17 protein-coding genes are annotated in these 23,368 nt (G+C 39.8%); 10 read left to right on the top strand and 7 right to left on the bottom strand.

What is annotated here, in order from left to right:
* Positions 1-7: 7 nt before the first annotated feature.
* The 4 genes from H6G69_RS16145 to H6G69_RS16130 form a co-directional block, all read right to left on the bottom strand.
* The gene (locus tag H6G69_RS16145; RefSeq protein ID WP_242072078.1) at positions 8-1,042 is read right to left on the bottom strand and encodes a class I SAM-dependent methyltransferase; all 1,035 of its coding nucleotides are present in this window, start codon (positions 1,040-1,042) and stop codon (positions 8-10) included.
* Between the two features lie 248 nt (positions 1,043-1,290).
* Entirely contained in the window at positions 1,291-2,052 is a 762-nt protein-coding gene (locus H6G69_RS16140) for a DUF928 domain-containing protein (protein ID WP_190688939.1), read from the bottom strand.
* 61 nt (positions 2,053-2,113) lie between these two features.
* On the bottom strand, positions 2,114-4,447 hold the full coding sequence (locus H6G69_RS16135; RefSeq protein WP_190688936.1) for a CHASE2 domain-containing protein: 2,334 nt from the start codon (positions 4,445-4,447) through the stop codon (positions 2,114-2,116).
* Positions 4,448-4,691: 244 nt separating this feature from the next.
* On the bottom strand, positions 4,692-5,660 hold the full coding sequence (locus tag H6G69_RS16130) for a DUF1822 family protein (protein WP_190688933.1): 969 nt from the start codon (positions 5,658-5,660) through the stop codon (positions 4,692-4,694).
* A gap of 877 nt (positions 5,661-6,537) precedes the next feature.
* Between H6G69_RS16130 and H6G69_RS16125 the strand changes: the two genes are divergently transcribed.
* The 4 genes from H6G69_RS16125 (at position 6,538) to H6G69_RS16110 (ending at position 13,043) form a co-directional block, all read left to right on the top strand.
* Positions 6,538-8,820, top strand: coding sequence for an ATP-binding protein (locus tag H6G69_RS16125; RefSeq protein WP_190688931.1), 2,283 nt, complete (start codon positions 6,538-6,540; stop codon positions 8,818-8,820).
* Positions 8,817-9,290: a response regulator gene (locus tag H6G69_RS16120; protein WP_190688917.1), complete on the top strand. Its 474-nt coding sequence runs from the start codon at positions 8,817-8,819 to the stop codon at positions 9,288-9,290. The genes H6G69_RS16125 and H6G69_RS16120 overlap by 4 nt, the downstream gene beginning before the upstream one ends.
* 2 nt (positions 9,291-9,292) lie before the next feature.
* Entirely contained in the window at positions 9,293-11,797 is a 2,505-nt protein-coding gene (locus H6G69_RS16115) for a response regulator (RefSeq protein WP_190688913.1), read from the top strand.
* Between the two features lie 88 nt (positions 11,798-11,885).
* On the top strand, positions 11,886-13,043 hold the full coding sequence (locus tag H6G69_RS16110; protein WP_190688910.1) for a glycosyltransferase: 1,158 nt from the start codon (positions 11,886-11,888) through the stop codon (positions 13,041-13,043).
* 186 nt (positions 13,044-13,229) lie between these two features.
* On the opposite strand, the gene H6G69_RS16105 is transcribed toward H6G69_RS16110, so the two are convergent.
* On the bottom strand, positions 13,230-14,417 hold the full coding sequence (locus H6G69_RS16105; protein ID WP_190688907.1) for a glycosyltransferase family 4 protein: 1,188 nt from the start codon (positions 14,415-14,417) through the stop codon (positions 13,230-13,232).
* Positions 14,418-14,715: 298 nt separating this feature from the next.
* On the opposite strand from H6G69_RS16105, the gene H6G69_RS16100 reads away from it, so the two are divergent.
* The 4 genes from H6G69_RS16100 (at position 14,716) to H6G69_RS16085 (ending at position 17,819) form a co-directional block, all read left to right on the top strand.
* Entirely contained in the window at positions 14,716-15,618 is a 903-nt protein-coding gene (locus H6G69_RS16100; RefSeq protein ID WP_190688904.1) for a hypothetical protein, read from the top strand.
* Positions 15,619-15,623: 5 nt separating this feature from the next.
* Complete coding sequence (locus tag H6G69_RS16095; protein ID WP_190688901.1) at positions 15,624-16,292, top strand: hypothetical protein; 669 nt, start codon at positions 15,624-15,626, stop codon at positions 16,290-16,292.
* 2 nt (positions 16,293-16,294) lie between these two features.
* Positions 16,295-16,903: an FHA domain-containing protein gene (locus H6G69_RS16090; RefSeq protein WP_190688898.1), complete on the top strand. Its 609-nt coding sequence runs from the start codon at positions 16,295-16,297 to the stop codon at positions 16,901-16,903.
* 127 nt (positions 16,904-17,030) lie between these two features.
* Positions 17,031-17,819 carry a DUF1868 domain-containing protein gene (locus H6G69_RS16085; protein ID WP_190688895.1) on the top strand — a complete coding sequence of 263 codons (789 nt, stop codon included), beginning with the start codon at positions 17,031-17,033 and terminating at the stop codon, positions 17,817-17,819.
* A 58-nt stretch (positions 17,820-17,877) separates the two neighbouring features.
* Here H6G69_RS16085 and H6G69_RS16080 read toward each other — a convergent pair whose 3' ends face one another.
* Positions 17,878-18,660 carry an RDD family protein gene (locus H6G69_RS16080; RefSeq protein ID WP_190688893.1) on the bottom strand — a complete coding sequence of 261 codons (783 nt, stop codon included), beginning with the start codon at positions 18,658-18,660 and terminating at the stop codon, positions 17,878-17,880.
* A gap of 25 nt (positions 18,661-18,685) precedes the next feature.
* Positions 18,686-19,528, bottom strand: coding sequence for a hypothetical protein (locus tag H6G69_RS16075; RefSeq protein WP_190688890.1), 843 nt, complete (start codon positions 19,526-19,528; stop codon positions 18,686-18,688).
* 198 nt (positions 19,529-19,726) lie between these two features.
* Between H6G69_RS16075 and H6G69_RS16070 the strand changes: the two genes are divergently transcribed.
* Together H6G69_RS16070 and glgX are read left to right on the top strand one after the other, a co-directional pair.
* On the top strand, positions 19,727-20,692 hold the full coding sequence (locus H6G69_RS16070; protein WP_190688887.1) for a stage II sporulation protein M: 966 nt from the start codon (positions 19,727-19,729) through the stop codon (positions 20,690-20,692).
* A 545-nt stretch (positions 20,693-21,237) separates the two neighbouring features.
* Positions 21,238-23,364: a glycogen debranching protein GlgX gene (glgX, locus tag H6G69_RS16065; protein ID WP_190688884.1), complete on the top strand. Its 2,127-nt coding sequence runs from the start codon at positions 21,238-21,240 to the stop codon at positions 23,362-23,364.
* Positions 23,365-23,368: the final 4 nt, after the last annotated feature.

The following is a 23,368-nucleotide window of genomic DNA, read 5'->3' as shown; positions in this document are numbered from 1 at the left end:
TAAAAGTTTAAAATTTATTTCTAGAGATTGCCTGCCAGAGAATTTTTGGTAGCCAAAAAAGATAGTCATACACTTGTTGCCCTTGACTGTAGAGCGCAAATAATTGTGCTTCACTCAATAAAGTATATGGCTGAATTGCTTGCAAAAAACTTGTAAATTGGCTAGGTTTTCCAGTTTGATTTGCACCACTAACTGTATAAGATTGCAAGTGTGGCGGTAAACGCCAATCAATTGTATTATCTGGCTGATGCGTCACGGGTTCAACATTGCCTCGCCAGGCAACTCCCATAATTTGCATAGTTTGATAAACCATTGTGTGCCAACCTTTAGCTCTTAAATAGTCTAAGCCTTGACCAACATCAGGGGAACTCAAATCATGGAATAAAATTAAAGCATCGTCCTCTGCTAGTTGTTCGCAAATTATGACATCATTGAGCGGTGCGGGTGCTTCATGATGTCCATCTATAAATATTAATGACCATTTTCGGTTAAATTTATTACCTATTTCTGCTACTTTTGCTGGGCTATATCCTGGGATGAGATTTACAGATTCCTGCACACCCGCCCGCTTGAGAGAATCGCTCACACTTTCATGAAATAATTGTTCTGATAACATCGGATCAATCACATCTAGCTCTACTCCTCCTAAAGCTAAATGACAAGCAGACCAACCCATCCAACAACCTATTTCTAAAGCTTTTTTCCCGGTAAATTTTAAAGCTGTGTTGTACAGAATATGCGCCTCATCTCGGCTAACAAATCCTACCCCATGCCGTCTTTGATCTACATACCAGTTATGCGGAATATCTCGCCGCAGATAAAGCCATGAAGAATCATATTTGTTGCCTAATACCATGTTAGGAAAACAGGAATCTGGCTTAACAGTAGCAAATCCTGGCGAAACATAATCTCCATTGGGAAATAAGTTAGGTGCATTTTCTTTGACTATAATTTCGCTCATATTGTAATTGTGTTTAATCACTGAAATATTGGTAGCAGGATGAGGATGTTGTAACTTTTGATGACTGTTATAGTCTGACATCTATAAATGAAGATGCTCAAAAGTTGAGAATAACAAATAGCAAAAACCAACAGTTCAATTTTTAAGTAAATTGTCTTTTTTCGTAATCTTTGTATACGTAAAATTAGCGGATTAAAACAATATCATAGGACTAAAGTAGTAATATCGGGGTGAAGGGGCCTAGGGGTGTGTGGGTGTCGGTATTCAAAACCCATTAACACACCCTTACACCCAGTCTTCACAAACAATCTTGGTATATCAGCCCTGAATTATTCAGGTTTTGCTGACAAAATTGGTTCTTTGGCAACATTATCTAGGCGGATACTGGCTAATAAGTCTTGCCATTGTTTTTCTAGGGCAGGGTCTTGAGGATTTTTTTGTATTTGTTGTGCCAGTGTTGTGAGGGCTTCGTGCCAAATACCGTATTTGGCATAGATAGCAAACTTTTGTAATGGTGTGGCTTTTTTGAGTTTTTGGGTGATTTGTGAGTCGAGATTAACTCGTTTGACTACGCCTTCAACAAAAACCGGAGGGGATTGTCTGGCTTTGTCGCAATAAACAGTGAAAAACCAACGGTACTGCTCATTTACAGCTAATGAGGGGGTATCAGGAGGTAAGGAAATGCTGATGATACCAGGTTGCGTGGGAAGTGCGATCGCTTTTTGATAAATCTGTTTTAATTTGCTATCTTGCAAGACAAACTCAACTGGATTAGCAAAATCTTGAGCATAGGGCACATAAAACCAAAATGTTGGGTGGGCTGCTGTGGTCAAACTCCAGACATTGGTAATATTCGGTGGTTCTTGGGTAAAAGGTACTAAGGCAGTTAAGTCAGTTTTGACTTGGGGACATTGACCGCGTTTGGCTCCTCCTAGGACTCGTCCACCAGGAGGGGGATCTTTAGGTGGTGGTGGCGGAGTAAAACTAACTTTTTGGGCTAATGTCACCTTAGCTGGTATTGGTGCTGCTACTGCCATTTGGCTAGCTAAAAAGGCTGCGTAGCCAAAAGCTAATCCTAAATAAAGTTTCATCAGTTGTGGCCTCCAATCTCTAGGACTGAAATAGGGAATGTGATCTGCGTCTATTAAGTAGTTAATGATTTATTTCGGAACTTTTGCAAAAAGTTTTATGTTGAATGGAAACTAAAGTCGCTGTCCCCAATAAAGCTAAAGCTGAAGGGACAAAAGGAACCCAGATACCTTCAATCAACAGAACTAGACACAGAACATACAACACACCAGCACTAATACCTATTGCTAATAACAATATTGGCAGTAATCGCCACCGCCAAGCGAGAATTCCGCCGACAATCGACCAACCCCAAATCCAGATAATTTCCATCGCTAGCGGCCAGACTGTGAGTAAAGGTCGTCCATCCAACACAGCACTGAGCATTTGGCTAATCATTTGTGCTTGTACTATCACTCCTGGCATTTGTGTGTCTAAGGTATTGCCATAGGGTGTATCCCAGTAATCAGGAAAATCCCCCTTAGATGTCACACCAATCAAGACAATCCGGTTTTTGATGGCAGTGGGATTAACTGAACCAGATAAAATTTGGGTCAGTGTCACTTTTTCGGCAATCATTTTGGCGGCGCGGTAGTTGAGTAAGGTTTGTCCGCCGTTGGCATCAATACCTTGATAGCCACCACTGTGAGCAGATAAACGCGGAAACACAACTTTCCCTAACTGTAATTGCCGTTGGGGCGTAAATTTTGGCTGGATTCCTGATGATATCAGATAGCGAAAGGCTAATTGCGTGCTAAAAGCATATTCAGCTTGACATAACGATGCTGGTTCTGGGGTGAAAAACATCAGATGGCGACGCACAACGCCATCAGCATCATGAATAAAGTCACTAAATCCGAGCCGTTGTTTAGGAATTTCTGGTGGTGGTTCAATGCCTTTGGTGTTGGCAGTGGCATCGCTGCCTTTACATACGCCAATTAAGTTATCTGTTTTTTGCAGTTGAGGAATTAAATTTGGCTGTTCGGCAGGAAAATCACGATAAATGTCTAAACCGATCGCTCGCGGTTGATATTGGACTAATTTTGTTAACAGGGTATTGAGTGATTTGTCAGATAGAGAAGTTCCCTTTAATTTTTCGCCGTTGCGCCGTTGTGCCAGTAAATCCGCATCATCTATTGTGACAATTAATAGCCGCGGATCAATGCCTTCATCAGGACGCGATCGCATCATTTGGTCGAATGCTAAAAATTCTACACCTTGAAAGGCTCCAAAAAACCGCAGCCCAAAAATTACAGCAATTACGGCAAAGTTAGATGATAAACATAATCGCCATTGCCAGCGACGCAGTGGTGGTGAACAGGGAATTTCTACGGTGGCGGTAACTATGAGTTCTTGCCAAGTTAATGGCACTTGTGCCGGATTTTGAAAAATGACTGGTAGCCAGGTGGCGCAGGGAAATTTATCCTCTAAGCCTTGTAAACGTTCTCTGGCTTGTCTGAGGGCTTGGTAGATTGGTTCTCCTTGGGAAAAACTGGTTAAAAAGTACTTTAAAAACTCTTGCGCCACCATATCGGGAACAGGTTCGCGCATCACAATCATTTGGGGAATTTGTAAATCTGCTAATTCTCGCGCCAGTCCCAAACCATCACAGGAGTTAAAAATTGCTAAATGCAAACCCTGTTCAATGGCTTGCTTGAGAGCGTATCTCAACTCATTCACACTCAAGCTATCAGTTTGATTGAGATAAATCTTTCCTGTCGCCTCATCTCCTTGACTGGAACTATGTCCAGCAAAAAATAAAATATCCCAGTTTTTTCCCCAAAGATAATCATTTAATTTTTGACGTTGCGGTTCGACTAAAAAGGTGATTTCCGCGTTTTGACACTGTTGCAAAATCGCTTGATCTGCTTGGGTATCAATCCCTTGACTATTGCCGACAATGGCTAAGATTTTGACTTTTGGATTTTGCGTACGCGGTTGCAAAATGCGATCATAAGTTGGTAAGGCGATCGCAATTTCGGCTTTGGGATAGCGTTCTAGTAATTCCCACAAATGCCAAGGTAATCTCTGCAATTGGCTATTGTCTGTTTGCAAAATTACGCGAATTTCATCTGTTGGTAATAACTTTTCTAACCATTTTTCTCTTAACGGGCGAAATTCTTCTACTCTTAACCAAGTGTTAAAACGAGCGCGCAAAGCATGAGCTAAGTCTTGACAACTTTGGTTGATGGAGACATTTGTGACTTGAATTTTATCAGCATCTAAGCGATAACTTTTACCGAGATTTAAATAACTTGCTTGCCACCTGCTATAGTAAAGCGGCATTTCTGGACATGGAGACAGTCTCCCTGTAATTTCGGATTCCGGGCGATCGTTTTCTTCTCCAATCTGAAGAGTTACAGCAAACCCTTGATTAAAACTACCATCCCCGAATTTCAAAACCACTAACTTAGTCATGACTGTCGCGGTATATCAGTTAAAAGTTAAAAACTATCCAGCAAAACATCACGATATCGAACAATCATGGGAGTGACGCAATCAAAACACTAACCATGAAATTTGAGTGCAGTAGGTAGGTTGCAGGAAACATAAAATGCTGACGAACAATTATCTCTTTACCAAGTTTTGTGCTTCTAGCTTCAAGTGTTGAGGAAAATCTAGCTTATCTGGCTGAACATCAATCTCTACTTTGATGAGGATTTTAAATCATAAAACTTTCTGTAAAAGTCATGTCGCCTAAAGATATTTGCACGCTAAACCGTTCTTGAATATCACCGCGAAACTGCAGCTGAATATAATTGTCTGCACTTCTGGCTTGTGCTTCTAAAAATACCACTTTTGATTCATCCAAAACCGTCAATTTTAATCCTTCTGGTAGATACAGTTGATTACCAGTAGGATGTAATTGTAAACGAATACTAGTTTTAGTATTTGACTCTGGGCTAATTTCGACAATTAGCATCACCGGATAATTGGCGATTTGAATACCCAAATCGATGAGTTTAGCTCGTCTAGTAGGAGTTTGTGGTTGATGGGGTGATATTTCTTCTGCCGTTATCCTACCTCGAAACCCATAAGCGGGATTGATTGCTAATAATTCGCGTAATGATTCTACTGTTTGCCAACCGACTTCAAATTGATTAATAAACCATTGGCTTAAGTTTACCAATGGTTGAATTGGAGATGTCTTCAATTGGCTAATGCGCTCAATTAATTCTTCTAGAGGTTGCAGTTGATTTAAAGGTAATAATTCCGTGTCTACATTTTGAATAAAACCTAAGATATTTGCTTGTTGCAGTGATTCATCAATTTGGACTACAACATAACCTATACGTTCTTCCCAAGTTTCCGGGGGAATTAAACATTCTTGTGCGTGTGATTGCACATTACGACACTCTAAGCGCCCTAGCAAAGGAATTTCTAAATCAGCAATGTTGCCACACATCTGTAATATAGGATTCCAACTGTCACTGGCTTTGAGATTAGTGGGAATTCCCATCATTTGCAAGTAGTCGTTGACAACCAATACAGCTAAAGTATTTAAGCGGACTTGTTCTGCTTTGGCAAAAGTAGGTTGTTGGTTGGCAAACTTTTGAGCAATAGTACGAGCAGTTTGAGGAATTGGTAATTCGATTCCCAAATCATTTAGCTTATGGGTGGTTTTAGTCATAAGTGAATACCCAGTGTTGAATGATGCTGTTCATATACATATCTATCGCCCACTTTGACTAAATTTATGCCAAATTTAGGACAAAAGTTGAGAAATATGATTGATCTACCCTAGTAATATCACTAATTGTTATTTTGTTATAGTCATAAATGCGTACTTTTTCGGACTGCTCAGTAGTCCTAAAAGCATTAATATATATTAAAACTTAACTTTAATTTTTCCCAAGCAAAATATATTTGCTAGTTTTGTGAAGGTTTTCAAATCAATTTATAGCAAATATGTGGGTAATTTCCCTTAGTTAAATCCTGTGAAGCAAATAGTAATCCAAATAATAATTAGGGATTACTAAAAGGTAGATATCCAGTTGTGGTGATGCGCTTACTTCTACTATTGGCGAGAAAAAAGCGTTTCTACTAGAAAAACTGCTGCCTGAAAACATCTGGCCGTAAATTATCTGATGGAAGATTTATGGTCAATTATGGGATAGAAGTACGAGCAGTTTGCTTGTGTAATTGGGGTGTACTTTACCATCAACATTTAATATCTAGAAAAAAACCGATATGCAGTCATCTTCCTTAAGACTGAAACAACATAAATTCATTTTCAAAACAACATACTTCTTGGCAAAACAGGTGGCTAGTGCGCTACGTTCCCTACCCCTGAGCAAAAGTCAGCTTGAGGCATACAGATTAGGTGGTGAAATAGGGTGTCATCTATTTTCCCCTACACCCACCCCCACGGGGCTTGGTCATGGTGTCAAGGTTTGGGATAAAACAGGGAAAAATAGCCATCTTCAGAAATTTCCCTATTGCTGTAGTTTACCCCAAATCCTGAATTTTTCAGTTTTATCAGTCAATCTAGGGCAGTAGAGAAAGCCATGATTGACGTAACTGATATTGATTTGACTAATTGCGATCTCGAACCAATCCATATTCCGGGGATGATCCAACCGCATGGTATTTTATTAGTACTGCAAGAACCAAATCTGGAAATTATTCAAGTCAGCAGTAATATTCCAGAAGCGATCGCATCTTCACCAACAGATTTACTAGGCAAAACCCTATGGGATTTACTCAATGAACCCCAAATCCAACGCATTCAACAATGCTTAACGACAGACTTTGATTTTACCAATCCGATGCATTTGTCAATTCGCTGCTTGGATGGCCTGATTGATTTTGATGGGATTGTCCATCGTTGGCAGCAAGTAGTACTGCTAGAACTAGAACCACAACTTACCTCGCACAAACCTGACTTTTTTGATTTTTATCATCAAGTCAAAGAACCAATCACGAAACTGCAAAAAGCTCCGACATTGCTGAAAATGTGTCAGGTAGCTGTGCAAGAAATTCGCCGCATCACGGGGTTTGATCGCGTTATGGTGTATCAATTTGATCCAGACGATGCAGGTAGTGTGATTGCGGAAGATACCAACCAAGCAACACCTTATTTGAATTTACGTTATCCACCCTCTGATATTCCCAAACAAGCTCGTCATCTTTATACCCTGAATTGGTTAAGGTTGATTCCCAATGCCCAATATCAACCTGTGGCTTTGATTCCCGTCGATAATCCCGTCACTCATCAACCCCTAGATTTGAGTTTGGCTGTTTTGCGGAGTGTCTCTCCCCTGCACCTAGAGTATTTGCAAAATATGGGTGTGGGGGCTTCTATGTCTATTTCGCTGTTGCAGGAGAAAAAACTCTGGGGATTGATTGCCTGTCATCATTCTTCCCCGAAATATATTCCTTACCATACCAGGACTGTTTGTGAGTTTATTGGACAGGTGATGTCGGTGGAATTAGCAAATAAAGCAGCCAGCGAAGACAGTGATGACAAACGCCAGTTGAAATTGTTACAAACTCAATTTGTCGAGGCTTTGTCGCAGGCGCAGTCTTTTGTTGATGGGATGGTACAACTGAAAACTCAACTACTGAAGCTGGTGTCTGCTACGGGTGCTGTTATTTGTACAGGGAATCAATATATTTGCGTAGGTGAAACGCCATCAGAGCCAGAAATGCGTGATTTATTGAGTTGGATTAAACCCTATCTCCAAGACAGTATCTTTGCCACCAACTGCCTCAGTAAAAATTATGCCACAGCCGAATCATTCAAAGCGATCGCTAGTGGAGTTTTAGCCCTGGAAATTTCCCGCGTGCATCACAACTATATTGTCTGGTTTCGCCCAGAAATCATCCAAACAGTCAATTGGGGCGGCAACCCCAATAAACCTGTCGAAGTTTCCGCAGATGGCAGCCAGAAACTTTCACCGCGTAAATCCTTTGATTTGTGGCAAGAAACAGTACGCGGCTGTGCTTTAGCTTGGAAAGCTTGTGAAATTGCCGCAGTCGCCGAACTCAGAAGCTTAATTGTTGGGATTGTGTTGCGCCAAGCCGACGAATTAGCCTCGATGAATTATGAACTGCAACGCAGCAACGAAGAACTCGATTCTTTTGCTTATATTGCTTCCCACGACTTAAAGGAACCGCTACGCGGCATTCACAACTACGCCAACTTTTTGATGGAAGACTACGCCGATATCTTAAATGAGGATGGCACAGCAAAGTTACAAACCTTAGTGCGATTGACGCAGCGCATGGAAGACTTGATTAATTCCCTGCTGCATTTCTCGCGCTTGGGACGCGCCGAACTCATCCGTCAAAGGGTGAATTTGGATGAGTTGGTTCAACAAGTAATTAACACCTTGACGATTTCTCGACCACACAGTGAAATTGAATTTCGTGTGCCGCGGACTTTGCCAAGTATAGATTGCGATCGCGCCCAAGTGACGGAATTGTTTACCAACTTGATTAGTAATGCCATTAAGTACAACAATAAAGCTCAAAAATGGATTGAAATTGGCTTTATGGCTGGGAATCAACAACAGCAACCAGTAAATGAGGACAAGCAAGCTCATCCTATACCCTATACTTTTTATGTACGCGACAATGGTATTGGCATTCTCCTTGAACATCAAGAAAAGATTTTTCAAATCTTTCGTCGTCTGCATGGCAGAGATGAGTTTGGTGGTGGAACTGGGGCAGGCTTAACAATTACCCGCAAAATTGTCGAAAGGCATGGGGGGCGAATTTGCTTAGAATCTACCATTAATGAAGGTACGATATTTTACTTTACCCTAGCAGCGGAGACAGAGGTATGAATCATTATTCGGCTTACCCTGTTCAGCAGCCAACACCACCAATTTTAGTTGTAGAAGATAGTAACGAAGATTTTGAGGCATTACAAAGGTTTTTGTTGCGATCTCATTTAGCCATCCCAATTCAGCGCTGTGTCAATGGCGAGCAGGCTTGGGCATTTTTAAATCGCACGGGTAATTATCAAAATTGTCAAAAAATACGTCCTGGCTTGATTGTACTTGACCTGAATTTACCGGGAACCGATGGACGAGAAGTCTTACGCCGGATTAAACAGGATCAAAAACTAAAAACCATTCCCGTGGTTGTGTTTACCACATCCAACAACCCAAAAGATATTGAAGAGTGTTATCAATACGGCGTAAACAGCTATATTGTCAAGCCGATCAACTTTAACCAACTCAAACGAGATATTCAAATGCTCGTAGAGTACTGGTTTGAAGTGACAACATTACCCAACTATCTAGAAGATTAGTTATGGTTCTAGCCCCACGCACCCTGTTAATTGTGGATGACTCCCCTGAAGATCGGGAAATATATCGCCGTTATTTACAAAAAGATCCAGATTATTCCTACACTATTCTCGAAGCATCCCTGGGGGCGCAGGGGCTAAACCTATGGCAACAGCATAAACCTGATATTGTCATCTTGGATTATCGATTGCCCGATTGGGATGGCTTGGAATTTTTGCTCAAATTGCAAACCTTGGTACAACAGCCTTTTTTACCTGTGATTGTAGTTACCGGCCAAGGTAATGAAGCGATCGCTGTACAATCAATGAAAGCTGGGGCGCAGGATTATTTAATTAAGGGACAAATCACCCCCAATGGATTGCACCTAGCAGTAAATGGAGCCATTGAACGGGTACAGTTACACACTCAACTGCAACAGCGCATCGAGCAAGAACGCTTAGTCGCCCAAATTACCCTGCAAATTCATCAAAGTCGGCATCTAGAAGAAATTTTGCAAACGGCTGTCAACGAAGTACGCCAATTTCTTCAAACTGATCGTGTCTTGATTGTTAACTTGCAGGCCGATGGTTTAGGTACTGTGGTGACAGAATCCGTCGGTTCCCAATGGCTTCCCCTGCTTTCTACTTCTTACCATGATCCTTGCTTCAGCGAAAGTTACATTGAACCATTCCGTCAAGGACTCATTACCGTCAAGCCGGATATTTACGATGGTAGCATTGCCCCTTGTCATGTCGAACTCCTGGCAAGCTTGCAGGTGCGGGCAAACTTAGTTGTCCCGATTTTGCAAGACAATCACTTGTGGGGCGTGTTAATCGCCCATCACTGTACTGCTGTGCGCGCATGGCAGAATACAGAAATTGAATTTTTGCAAAGACTAGCTGTTCACTTAGGTGTGGCACTCCAGCAAGCCCATGCCTACAATCAATTAAAACACCAAAGTGAAGCTCGCTATCGGGCGATCGTCGAAGAGCAAACCGACCTGATTATTCGATATTTACCAGATACAACAGTTATATTTGCCAATCGAGCTTATTGTCGTTACTTTAATTTGCAGCCAAAAGAAATTATTGGCAAAAGTTACGAACCTGTAATTTTTGTAGAAGATCGGGAAATGGTAGGTCGGCTGATCAAATCGATGAATGCGGAAAATCCCACTGTCACGATTGAAAACCGTGTCTTAGTTAACGGCGAGATTCGCTGGACTCAGTGGATTAATCGAATGCTGTTTAACCAACAAGGAGAATTTACAGAATTTCAATCGGTAGGACGAGATATCACCACCCTCAAAGAAGCAGAAGCACAGTTGCGTCATAGTACCGAAAGAATCAGTTTAGCCAATGCCGAATTAGCCAGAGCCGCCCGCCTCAAAGATGAGTTTCTCGCTACCATGAGTCATGAATTACGTACTCCCCTCAACTCAATCTTGGGGTTATGTGAAGTCTTATTAGAAGATATCTTTGGCATTTTAAATGAACGACAACGCCGATATTTACAAATTATTGAAAAGAGCGGCCAACACCTTCTGGCACTGATTAGTGATATTTTAGACCTATCTAAAATTGAGTCAGGCGAAGTCAAGGTAGAAATTAAGGCAGTTTCCCTGCATTCTGTGTGTAAATCTAGCCTCAGTTTTGTCCGACAACAAGCTCAAAATAAACACATTCAGTTAACCTGCGAAATCGATGACACTATCTTAGAAATTCCGGCTGATGAACGTCGATTAGTTCAAGTCTTAGTTAATTTACTGAGTAATGCAGTTAAATTTACACCCGATGGCGGGCAAGTCAAACTCACAGCGCAAATAAATTATTCTCAGCAAGCTGTTGAGCTGCAAGTTACCGATAATGGTATTGGTATTCCTCAAGAGCAATTAAGTCAAATATTTCAGCCCTTTATTCAGTTAGATAGTTCTTTATCTCGCCGCTATGCAGGTACGGGACTAGGACTACCCATTGTTCAAAGAATTGTTGATTTACATGGCGGTAGCATTTCCGTCAACAGTGAAGTCGGGCAAGGCAGTTGTTTTACTATACTGTTACCGTGGTATCCCCCATCGCCACCAGAAAACTCAGTTCAGGAACCGAAAGTTCCGCTAGCTTCAGCCGTAGACGAGTTAAGTAAAACTGAGAGCCAATTATCTGGCAAAATTTTGTTAGCAGAAGACAATGAAGCTAACATCACAACTCTGTTTAATTACTTAGAGGCACGGAATTTTCAGATTGTATTGGCCAGCAACGGTTTACAAGCTGTACAAATGGCCAAGCAACACCAGCCTGATTTAATTGTGATGGATATTCAAATGCCAGAAATGGACGGTTTAGAAGCAACTAGGCGAATTCGTGCTGATTGCCAAACTAATTCTATTCCAATTATTGCCTTGACTGCTCTAGCTATGCCAGGAGACCTAGAACGCTGTTTGGCAGCTGGTGTTAACGATTACCTCGCTAAACCTGTTAAACTGAAACACTTAGTAGAAAGAATTAAGCAATTATTAATCCAGAGTAGTTAATCGTAGCAACTGTAATTTGAATATGTATAGGACTCACAGGACTCATATTTGATGAATCAGAGTTTCATCACCCCTACACCCTAAATTTATGACAAGGTTGCTATTCATTACAGAAAGATTTGCCCCTGATTTAGGGGGTTTAGCTAGAAGTGCAACAAGGTTGGTAACTACACTCGCTCAATTAGGTGTAGAGGTTGATGTGGTGACATGGAGTCGTTATCTGCAACCAGGGGAAGTTTTACCACCAGAATTTATAAATGTTCAGTGTCGTGTTTATCGAATTGGTTTATATCGTCATTGGGAGATGACGATGCCTCACACTCTCAATGTGCTGGAATGGCTGCATATTTCTCGTCCCTATGATGCTGTATGGGGACATTATTTATTTCCTAGCGGGTTTTTAGCTACTTGGTTTGCCAAACTTCAAGGGTTAGTTAGCACTGTCAGCGCTCGTGGTAATGATATTGATAAAGAAATGTTTCCCCCAGGAGATTTTGCCCGTTTGCAATGGACGCTACAACACGCCACAGTGATTACGGCGGTGAGTGCTGATATGTCGCGGAAAATTAAACTTTTGAGTGAGAGAAATGATGTGTTGGTGTTAAAAAATGCAGTTGATTTAGAAGTTTTTGCACCACAGCAGACAACCACAGTTAACAAAGAATCTTTAGGTATTGCCGAAGATGAGTTAGTCATCGGTTTTTGTGGTGAATTGCGAGAAAAGAAAGGGCAGCAATTTTTGTTGAATGCGTTCACTACCGTACGTTCTCAGCATCCGGCTTGCTTATTAATTATTGGGGAGGTGCGGGCTTCGCAGGAATCTGTGCTGCAATTATATGCTAGTGAGTACCCAGAAAATGCTCAAAGAATAATTATTACTGGGCATTTAAATCATCCGCAAACGGTGGCGGCACATTTGCAATTGTGTGATGTTTATCTCCAGCCTTCATTGTGGGAAGGAATGCCAAATGCGCTGTTAGAAGCAATGGCTTGTGGTTGTTGCTGCATTGCTAGTGATGCGGGTGGAATTCCTGAAGTTATTACACATGGTGAAAATGGTTTTATTTTACCGCGATCGCAATTGCATAAACTCGGGGCAGCAGTGTTGGAATATCTGACAATTCCAGTAAAAGACAAAATTAACATCACTCAAGCTGCACGCGATCGCATCCTTGCAGAATATTCTATCACTCAAGAAAAAAAACGGTTGCAAACTTTAATTGACCGAATAAATAAGTCGTCGTGATTATAATCATGATAAGGCAGAAGGCAAAAGGCAAAAGAAGTAAATTTCATACTTCACACTTCATACTTCACACTTCATACTTCATACTTCACACTTCATACTTCATACTTCACACTTCATACTTCATACTTCATACTTCACACTTCATACTTCATACTTCATACTTCATACTTCATACTTCATACTTCATACTTCACAGCCTAATTCTGTATAAGCTGCAATTAAAGCTTGTCCGGCATTGTGCCAAGTATAATTTTCGGCAATTTTTTTTCGGGCATTTTGGGCAAGTTGATTTGCTAGTGTTGGCTCGTTATATAACTGTAAAACTGCATCTTTTATTGCTTTGGCTGAACCGGGTTTAACTAATAAAAAATGTACTTGATTTTCTCCTAGTTCTCTGACTACTGGTAAATCACTAGCGATGATGGGTATTCCTGTTGCCATTCCTTCTAAAACTTTTAGGGGACAACAACCTTGAATTAAGTTGCGGTCATTTGCTGTTAAAGGAGCCAAAATCACATCAGATGTATGAATATATTGCACCAATTCTGATTGAGTCATGGGTGCTAATATCTGAAGTTTATCTGCAACTTGTAATTTGTGAGCCAGTTGTTTTAAAATCTTGATTTGCTCTGGTCTTGCTTGTCCAATTACTGTTAAATCAGCACGAATATCTTTATTGATTAGACCTAAAGCTTCAATGGCTAAATTGACTCCTTGCCAAGATGAGAGTGTCCCAAAATATAACATTTGTAATTCTTGCTTTTTGCTGGTAACATCCCCTATACTTTTATAAGTAAAAACTTCTAAATCTACGCCATTAGGAATTAGCTTAATTTTATTTTCTGGGATACCACGACTTTGTAAATATTGCGCTGTAACCTTGCTAGGCGTAAGGATTAAATCTGCGGCTGTTAAACAAATTTGTTCTTGCGATCGCAATTTATATAACAGTTCTTTGTCATCAGCTACTGCGGGATAACGATATTTTAATTCTATAGAAGGTAAACCATTAACTTCAAAAATTAGCTGCTGGCAATATCGGCTTTTTTGTAGTGCGATGCCATAGCCTTCGTAAATAGAACGTATATGAATTGCCGCAAATTCCTTGCCTTGTAACCATCGCTTTAACTGATGGCGAAAGTACAAAACTCGCTGAATTAAATTATCCCCTACAGCAGGCAAAGTTGTTTGGATAACTTGTGGATAAATTTCTTGACCATCTATACATTCAGTTGTTGACGAAACTGTGACTAAATTAATGCCATCAAAGGCATCTGCTAATATTCTCGAAAAAGCAATAATATGAATTGCTGCACCTTTTGGCGCAGGAACAGTATCAAAAGATATATAAGCTATTTTTGGTTTATTCATCAATATTTACAGACTAATTTTGTCAAAACAGAATTCAGCCTGGGAATTTTGTGCAAAGCCACAGATGAATAAACGGCATTTTTGCACCCCCACGCTTCTCGTTTGCATAGCGTCTCCTATTGATAGCACAGCGAAGTGTGAGTCTGCGAGCGTCTTGATTCCGACTCCTGGCTTCTGAATTCTTCAATAAAATTTATTGCATTTTTTCTGATTTCTAAAAAAACTCAATAAATTGAATAAAATAAAAAATCAAGCTAAAGCTCATCAATCTCATGACAACTGATGAGGTTACAATAATATGCCTGTTGATTTAAAACAATTCCGTCAAAATTTAACCTATACAGTGCAAGCTCCTGTTGCTCAAATCCTCAGCGATTTACAGCAGATAAAAGAAATTGACCGCCTAGCAGAGCAAAAACAACAGGAATTCGGCAAGCAGGCACTTTATTACTTTATAGGAATAATTATTACAATTATCTTAATGATTATTGCCTCTAGTTTAATCACTAATAATAACTCGCAGAGCCTACTGTTTATATTATTTTTTGTTGTCGTTATTGGGTTAATTATTGGGTTTATTTATGCTTTAGTCAATAGATTTAAGTTTGGCAGAATCAATATTTTAAATTATCGCTATCAATCAACGCAAAAAATCTTGCAAATGCTATCTAGAGATATAGATTCAAATGCCGAGATTAACTTGCAGTTGTCTTTTCAACCAACTGAAAAAGCAGATTATAAAACTAATACTATACCTCATCCTGTCAAATCTGGTTGGAAAATTGACCATCATCAACAGGAATGGCTAAAAATTCAAGGTAAATTTTTAGATAAAACTCGCTTTGACTTATCAGCAACTGCTATCTCGAAAAAGCAATATGGTTGGAAACGTGGTAGTAGTGGCAAAAGCAAATATAAATCTAAAATCAAATCTGGAGGATTAGATATAAACTTAAACATTGCTTATCCTCAACGCCGCTATGCAGCCGTTAAAACTTTAGAAAATGAAGCTAGAGGAGCAATTAAATTACCTAATTTAGCTCACCTAAGAAGTTTAAAAATTGCTGATAAATCTATACAGTTTGCTGTCAGAATTGCCCCAAATGTGGCTGATAATCAAGCAGAAATATATCAAACCATCACGACTATGTTTTTAAGTGTTTATCAGATACTGAATTTAGCCAAAAAATTAGCTCGATAAAACTTATGAAAATAATTTTAAAATTTTCCATCTCAATTTTATTAATAGCTACTATTTTGGGTTGTAGTAATGAAAATAAAACTCCGATAGAACCACAAGTAAGTAATAGTCCAATCGCCGTTACAGCAGCTAAGGTCAATAACCAAACTGATAAAATCAAATTTAAAAGTGAGACTGGCGCAGATTTATTCTCCCTGAAACAGCAAGCCGATGGAGCTAAATTAGTTGATGCAAAAGAACAAGAAATAGTCAAGATTAAGTCAGAAAAATCTGGAAAAATCAAGTTTAAAAATCCAGCAGAAAAAACTTTAGGTTATGTAGTCATTAAACAAGGGTATTGGAAATTAGAAAATTCTGGACAAAATCAAGAGTTATATATTCTCAAAAAACAGCCAGATGGTGATTATAAATTAGAAGATGGCACTGATAAAGAAATTTATCAGATTAAGCCACGAGAAAATGGCTTAGAAATATTCCAGGCGAATCAGCAGTTAATTTACAAAATTAAAGTTAAAGGAGGTAAAACTGCTTTAGTCAATCCATCAGAAAAAACTATTTTCTCGACAAAAGCCAACATATCACCAATTGCTTTTGCTTGCTTTGGTTTTGACGTTCTCACCCGCGAACAGCAGGCGGCTTTAGCTTATGCTGTTAATTCCACAGGAGGGCAATAAACTTGCAAATACAGTTAACTTGGATAGATCCAAATACAGGCGATCGCCGCGAACCATTATTAGAAACTCCAGTGACCATAGGAAGCCAATTTGCAATTATGCCAGGACAAATTGCGGAAAATAGAGTTTCGAGAATTGTCATTGAAGACGATTTAATTGCAGATTATCACGCTTTAATTACTACAGAAAATCAAGAGTTAATTATTATTGACCAAGATACCAGCAATGGCATCAAAATTAACGGCGTACAATCGGCGCGGGGGATTCTCCAAAATGGCGATCGCATTCAAATCGGTAGCACAGAAATCGTCATTCAGATAACATCAGTGTGGGAATGCGATCGTATGGTAGGCTTTTTGTTTAAACGTCGTTGTGGACGCACGGATACCATCAACTGTCCTCACTGTAACCAAACTTACACAGAAGACTACGCCTATTACCCTGACTATGGTAGTTATCGCTACGGTTGGGGTAGCAATCACAATCGTGACGAATTTAACGAAGCTTCCAAGGAGGAAAATAGCGATGATCCTGACTTTACCGAAGCTGATGGAATTAGCCTAGAAGAAGAAAGAAATACTGACTTTGAAACTAACATGGGAGCAAGTTGAAATTTTTGATTGCCATTAATCAAAAGTGATTATTACCCACTCCCATTCAAAACTTTTTAAATCATTCAATCAAAACAGAGCAATTTTCCCTAAAATCTATCAAGTGAGAGCGCGAGGCTATTGAAGATTGGACGACAACTATCAAACTTACCTAAACCGGGTAGCAAGAATGACGCTACCAGAAGCATACAAAACGCAAGTACAGCACATTCAGGAGTCTTCTAAATTCCAACTCCAAAATGAAACTAGACAAGCCACACCCTTTCCTGGCTATACACTCATCACCCCCACCGCCGACGAAGCACCACAAAATTCTGCTTTTTATGACAAGTTAGCCACCTATCAACAGCAACTTATACAGCTACCTATCGACCATGATTTGATTGTACCTGTACCAGCTGCTAGCTTCCATTTAACTTTGGCAGACTTGATTTGGGATCATGCTTACACTGATGCTTGCGAAAAGAATCCCAATTTTGAACAAGAATTACGCGCTTGTTGTGCAGAAATATTTCAGCAATATCAACAATCCATCACACCCGGAACTCACCCAATTTATTGGCAAATTCTGGGATTAGTGATTATGCCACGAGCGGTGGGTGTTTGTTTAGTGCCTAAAAATGAAAAGTCTTACGAACAGATTATTCAATTACGGCGCAAAATTTATCAAAATCCTCAGCTAATCGCTCTAGGTATTGAACAGCACTATCATCTAACAGCCCATATTACTTTAGGCTATTTTGGTGATATTTCACCTGATTTAGACCGCAATAAACTCAGTAATTTGCTTTGGGAATTAAATCAGCAGTGGTTAGGAGATTCGCCCGAATTTCTGGCTAACCGTGTTGAATTACGAAAATTTGATGATATGACACGCTATTATCGTGAACCAGACTGGCCAAGTTTAGATTTTTAAATTTGAGTCTAGGAATTGATCAGGAGACAAAGGTTAACTTTCTTTGTCTCCATTTTTTTTAATATTCTTTATGTTGATAAGCTAAATAAACCGCTTCTAAAAATACATCAGGATTCGCTTGGGGCAATTTATCTAATTTAATAATACCGACAACTTGTTGCGTTAACTTAGCAGCTAAAGCTATTCTTGACCTTTGTGTCATGGCATTACGTCGCTGCAAATATTCTCGAATTACCGCAAAATCATCAGGTAATAGTTGTGATAAATCGGCAATTTCTAACAATTGTGCATACAGCGTATCAGCTTGTTCGGAAATTGTGAATGTTGACGATGAATTAACTATTTGTGACTCAATAACAATAGTACCTGCGGCCCAATCACCCAGACGCTTTTCTTGACGGCTAAACATAATAAAAAACGCGCCAATATATAAGAATTCGTCTAATGGTCTGAGTAAACTACGCAATGTTGCCTGTGCTAATCCTACAGGTCTACCATCATCTCGAATAACGCGAATTTTAGCAAAGCGTTTTCCTGGGGTTTGTCCTTGCCATAAAGTCTCAAAAAATACAAAATAACCTGCATAAATAAAAAACATGAGCAGGAAAAAAAATGCTAATAACCAAAGTCCCAAACTATCGGCGTTTTTTGTCCAGTTATTAACCAAGTCAAAAAATTGAAAGGAAAAAATAGCCCAAACCAGAACAAATAAAAATAAAGTTAGACCTAATAAACAGTAATCTATTAGTAAAGCTAAGGCGCGATTACCAATACCTGCTAATGTAAACTCTATTTCTACACTTTCTGGCGTTTGCAGCCGAATGCGGTTAAAAAAGTTCATCTTAAATTTTATTTTGGGTTTGAGTTTAGCGTAAATCTTGAGGAGGTTCACGTAGCTGCAAACCCAGACCCTCACGCCGACTACGCAAGTCAAAGTATAAAACAGCTTTGAGTGCTTGCCAGAATGGCATAACTAAAATGCCGCCAATTAAGCTGGTGATGATGGATAAAGAATAAACTATCCAGTAAAGAGTAGAACCTGGTTCTAACTTGACAATATAAATGCTAGGTAGATAGTTTAAAATTCCCACAATTGGGAATGTGACTAAAAAAGCTACTAAAACTACACCTTGAATTCGCAAGACAGAAGCATTCGTTAATTCCCAACTTCTATCGACACTTTGAGCGCCATTAATATTTTCTTCAACGGCTAAAGGTACTTCGGCAACTACCCAACGAGCATAAAACCATGTCAGTCCTACCAGCATAGTTATAGCCATGACAGCTATTGCCAGTCCAGAGCCGACGATTATCCCTCCACTTCCTAGAAGCGCACCAAATACTAGGCCGATTATGAATGAGATTATGCCACCTGCGATCGCTAATAAGATGTAAACGCCGAACAGAGATAGCCCCACCTGAAAAGATACTCGCAAAAATGACCACAAGCGAGCATTAATATGTCTACTCGCCTCTGCAACACTTTCGGGTTGGTAAACCAATTCGCCAAACGCCAAGCGAGATATCAGTGCAGCCGTAGCCGCACATTTAGCCCAGCCATAAACAGGAACCAACGCCCACAGGTGAGCAATCGTAGCCTGTTTGAAGTAAGTTTTTAGATGAGAGCGATATAGACGCACCGCCGCACTAACAACATTTCCGGGACTCAGGGGTTGCATAGCCCCAGGCGAACCAAAGTTTTCTGACATGATGTAAATTTCCTTAAAAGTAGAGTTGTGAATTTGTGGCTATCTTAAATTAGGTTATGGCAATTCGTAATTCTTAATTTGTAATTTGTAATTTACAGCCGAATTCAGCCGTCATAATTCAGAATTCAGAATAATAATAGTCTTTATACCTAGCTTTGATTTTATGGCGATAAAATTACTATAATATTTGCAAAATTTATGAATCTTCAACGTTGGATTGCGCGACGCGAAGTAAATTGGCAGCGTTTAGATATTTTATTAAAAAAAATTGAAAAACAAGGGCTAAAATCTTTACGTGCCAATGAAATTAGAGAATTAGCAAGTTTGTACCGTTCAGTAGCGGCCGATTTAGCTCGCACTCAAACGCAACAAGTTAGTCAGACTTTAACCCAGAGTTTACAAATATTAACAACGCGGGCTTATACGCAGATTTATCAAGGTTCGCGTCGGCAAGAATGGCGCGCCGCGTTGGAATTCTATCGCTGGGGTTTACCATCGGTAGTGCAGCAAACTTTTCCTTATATTGCTGCGGCTACGGGTTTGTTTTTTTTGGGAGCGGTAATTGCTTGGTGGTATGCGTGGCAAGATCCTACATTTATGTCGTTGATAGTCCCACAGAGGTTAATTTCTCAAGTCCGAGATGAACATAAATTATGGATGGGTTCGATTGTGGGGATTGAGCCTTTAGCATCCAGCAGCATTATGATTAATAATCTTTCTGTGTCTTTTGGTGCGGTTGCTGGTGGCATCACGGCGGGAATTTTCACAATTTATTTAATGATTTTTAATGGTTTATTGATTGGTGCTGTAGGTACTTTAGTAGGTCAAAATAATTTAGCTTATCCTTTTTGGGCATTTGTTTTTCCCCACGGAGCTTTAGAACTGCCAGCGATATTTTTTGCGGGTGGTGCAGGTTTATTAATCGCCAGAGCAATTTTATTTCCTGGTAAATATCGGCGCAGTGATGCCTTAAAATTTTACGGTTCCCAAGCTGCACAATTGGTATTTGGTATTGTACCAATGTTAATTATTGCAGGTACGATTGAAGGCTTTTTTTCTCCTAATCCGATTGTGCCAGATATAGTAAAATATCTGGCTGGTCTGCTCTTATTTGTGTTTTTACTACTTTATTGCAGCCGCAAGGGGGCAGGGAGGAAGGATTAAAAAACAATGGATTATTCGGGAAATTCTCTAACAGAAATCAAAAATTTGTTCTTGCCTATTTATTTCCATCAATCAATACAGTTCATATAAATTAATTAGCCTCCCGATAATATTTGTAGAGACTTGGCAAGGCAACGTCTCTACAGATTTGGCAACATCACGAATAACCTTAATTAAACAAATGATATTTTTCTATAAATTATTTGTGAATAATAATTTCCCCGCCTTATTGAAGAAGTCGGGAAGCTGAAGCCCAATAAGATAATTATTATATTTATCTGATAAATATTTGTTTGATGAGTGGCGATCGCTAATTTATTGAGATTTATCCTTTAATTCAAAACAATACTTAAATTTAAAATTTTTTCATCTACCTTGTGGTTTAAAATCTTATCCTTCTTCTGATGGAAGCAAGATAACTGTTTTCACTATAAATTCATTTTAAAGTTTTTTAATTTCTTATAAAGAATTGCTAAGGCAATTAATTAAAACTCATAAATTTTATTTATGTTTTCCACCCAATATCAATTCTGGGAATTTCACCTATGTATTTAGCATTATGGCCAGGGAGTGTATATCCCTTAGGTGCAACTTGGGATGGTAAAGGGACAAATTTCGCTTTATATTCAGAGAATGCCACCGGGGTAGAACTTTGTTTGTTTAATGATAATAACGAAGAAGTTCGCATTCCATTAACCGAAAAGAATAATTTTGTTTGGCATGGTTATTTGCCAGGAATTGGCCCAGGACACAGGTACGGATATCGAGTGCATGGCCCTTGGGCGCCCGAAATGGGTCATCGCTTTAACCCTAATAAACTATTAATTGACCCTTATGGTAAGGCAATTGATGGTGAGTTTGCTAATGATGAGTCTGTCTTTGGCTACTCTTGGAACGCACCAGAAAAAGACTTAGCTTTTTCAGAGTTAGATAATGCTCACATCATGCCTAAGTCTGTAGTTGTCGATCAATCTTTTGATTGGGGCGATGACAAATTACTGCGGACACCTTGGCATCAAACGGTAATTTATGAAACTCATGTCAAAGGTTTTACCAAGCTGCATCCTGATATTCCTGAAGAATTGCGCGGAACTTATGCCGGGTTAGCCCATCCTGCGGCAATTCAATACTTGCAGCAGCTAGGAATTACAGCCGTTGAATTGATGCCTGTGCATCATTTTTTATCGCGTCCTGGACATTTAGTAGATAAAGGACTAAACAATTATTGGGGCTACGACTCAATTAATTATTTTGCTCCTTACTGCGGATATAGTGCAAGTGGTTGCTTAGGGCAACAAGTCACCGAGTTCAAAGAGATGGTGAAAGCTTTGCATTTTGCAGGCATTGAGGTGATTTTAGATGTTGTCTATAACCACACGGGCGAAGGCAACCATTTAGGCCCAACGCTATCCCTCCGAGGTATTGATAATAGCGTTTATTACCGCTTAGTCAAAGATGACCCTCGTTATTATATGGACTTTACGGGTTGTGGTAACTCTTTGAATGTGCGCCACGCCCAAGTCTTGAAGTTAATTATGGATAGTCTGCGCTACTGGGTGCTAGAAATGCACGTCGATGGCTTCCGGTTTGATTTGGCTTCGGCGTTAGCGCGGGAATTGTATGAAGTAGATAGCTTGGCGGCGTTTTTTGACATTATCCATCAAGACCCAGTTTTAGCAGATGTGAAACTAATTGCTGAACCTTGGGACTTGGGCGAAGGTGGTTATCAAGTAGGCAATTTCCCTGTACTTTGGACAGAGTGGAATGGCAGATATCGGGATACAGTCAGAGATTTTTGGCGAGGTGTTGATAATAGTTTGGGGCAGTTTGCTTACTGTTTTACTGGTAGCCCGGACTTATATCAAACAAATGGCCGCAGTCCAAATGCCAGTATTAACTTTGTCACCGCCCATGATGGCTTTACGCTGAATGATTTAGTTAGCTATAACGAAAAGCACAACGAGGCGAATGGTGAAGATAACCGAGACGGTGAGAGCCATAATAGGTCTTGGAATTGTGGTGCAGAAGGGGAAACTGACAACCCCGAAGTTTTGCGTCTGCGAGAACGGCAACGGCGCAACTTTTTAGTCACTCTGCTGCTATCTCAAGGTGTACCTATGTTGTTGGCGGGTGATGAAATTGGTTGTACTCAGCAGGGTAACAATAATGCTTATTGCCAAGACTCAGAAATTTCTTGGCGCAATTGGGAATTTCTCAAAACCAATAGAGATTTATTAGATTTTACACGGGAATTAATTTATTTCCGCCATAAGCATCCAGTATTCCGGCGGCGCAAGTGGTTTCAAGGTCGTCCTATTCATGGTCATGGTATTAGCGATATTGCTTGGTTTAATGCTGATGGTAGTGAGATGACTGACAAGCAATGGCTAGTTAGTTATGCGAAGGTGATGGAAATATTCTTGAATGGACAAGGAATTGCTAGCCCTGGGCCGCATGGTGAACGCATTATTGACGAAAGTTTTCTGCTATTTTTTAATGCCCACTACGAACCGATAGAGTTTGCTTTGCCCCATAGTCTTCAAGATAAGACATGGACATTAGTGATTGATACTGACAGACCTCGTTTTATCAAAGACGAGAAGTCAATTTCAGGATATCAAACTGTGTCAGTAACAGAGCGATCGCTTGTTGTATTACGTTGTCTTGAATAATCAA

The organism is Nostoc sp. FACHB-110 (assembly GCF_014697425.1).
Taxonomy (GTDB): domain Bacteria; phylum Cyanobacteriota; class Cyanobacteriia; order Cyanobacteriales; family Nostocaceae; genus Nostoc_B.
Note: the sequence above shows the minus strand (reverse complement) of the source record. Positions and strands in the feature narration are given on the sequence as shown.

What these genes read in the sequence shown, in the direction of transcription:
- H6G69_RS16145 (WP_242072078.1), bottom strand. Translation starts at nt 1,042, where the DNA reads ATGTCAGACTATAACAGTCATCAAAAGTTACAACATCCTCATCCTGCT.
- H6G69_RS16095 (WP_190688901.1), top strand. Translation starts at nt 15,624, where the DNA reads ATGAAAATAATTTTAAAATTTTCCATCTCAATTTTATTAATAGCTACT.
- H6G69_RS16130 (WP_190688933.1), bottom strand. Translation starts at nt 5,660, where the DNA reads ATGACTAAAACCACCCATAAGCTAAATGATTTGGGAATCGAATTACCA.
- H6G69_RS16120 (WP_190688917.1), top strand. Translation starts at nt 8,817, where the DNA reads ATGAATCATTATTCGGCTTACCCTGTTCAGCAGCCAACACCACCAATT.
- H6G69_RS16110 (WP_190688910.1), top strand. Translation starts at nt 11,886, where the DNA reads ATGACAAGGTTGCTATTCATTACAGAAAGATTTGCCCCTGATTTAGGG.
- H6G69_RS16140 (WP_190688939.1), bottom strand. Translation starts at nt 2,052, where the DNA reads ATGAAACTTTATTTAGGATTAGCTTTTGGCTACGCAGCCTTTTTAGCT.
- H6G69_RS16100 (WP_190688904.1), top strand. Translation starts at nt 14,716, where the DNA reads ATGCCTGTTGATTTAAAACAATTCCGTCAAAATTTAACCTATACAGTG.
- glgX (WP_190688884.1), top strand. Translation starts at nt 21,238, where the DNA reads ATGTATTTAGCATTATGGCCAGGGAGTGTATATCCCTTAGGTGCAACT.
- H6G69_RS16115 (WP_190688913.1), top strand. Translation starts at nt 9,293, where the DNA reads ATGGTTCTAGCCCCACGCACCCTGTTAATTGTGGATGACTCCCCTGAA.
- H6G69_RS16080 (WP_190688893.1), bottom strand. Translation starts at nt 18,660, where the DNA reads ATGAACTTTTTTAACCGCATTCGGCTGCAAACGCCAGAAAGTGTAGAA.
- H6G69_RS16135 (WP_190688936.1), bottom strand. Translation starts at nt 4,447, where the DNA reads ATGACTAAGTTAGTGGTTTTGAAATTCGGGGATGGTAGTTTTAATCAA.
- H6G69_RS16075 (WP_190688890.1), bottom strand. Translation starts at nt 19,528, where the DNA reads ATGTCAGAAAACTTTGGTTCGCCTGGGGCTATGCAACCCCTGAGTCCC.
- H6G69_RS16070 (WP_190688887.1), top strand. Translation starts at nt 19,727, where the DNA reads ATGAATCTTCAACGTTGGATTGCGCGACGCGAAGTAAATTGGCAGCGT.
- H6G69_RS16125 (WP_190688931.1), top strand. Translation starts at nt 6,538, where the DNA reads ATGATTGACGTAACTGATATTGATTTGACTAATTGCGATCTCGAACCA.
- H6G69_RS16105 (WP_190688907.1), bottom strand. Translation starts at nt 14,417, where the DNA reads ATGAATAAACCAAAAATAGCTTATATATCTTTTGATACTGTTCCTGCG.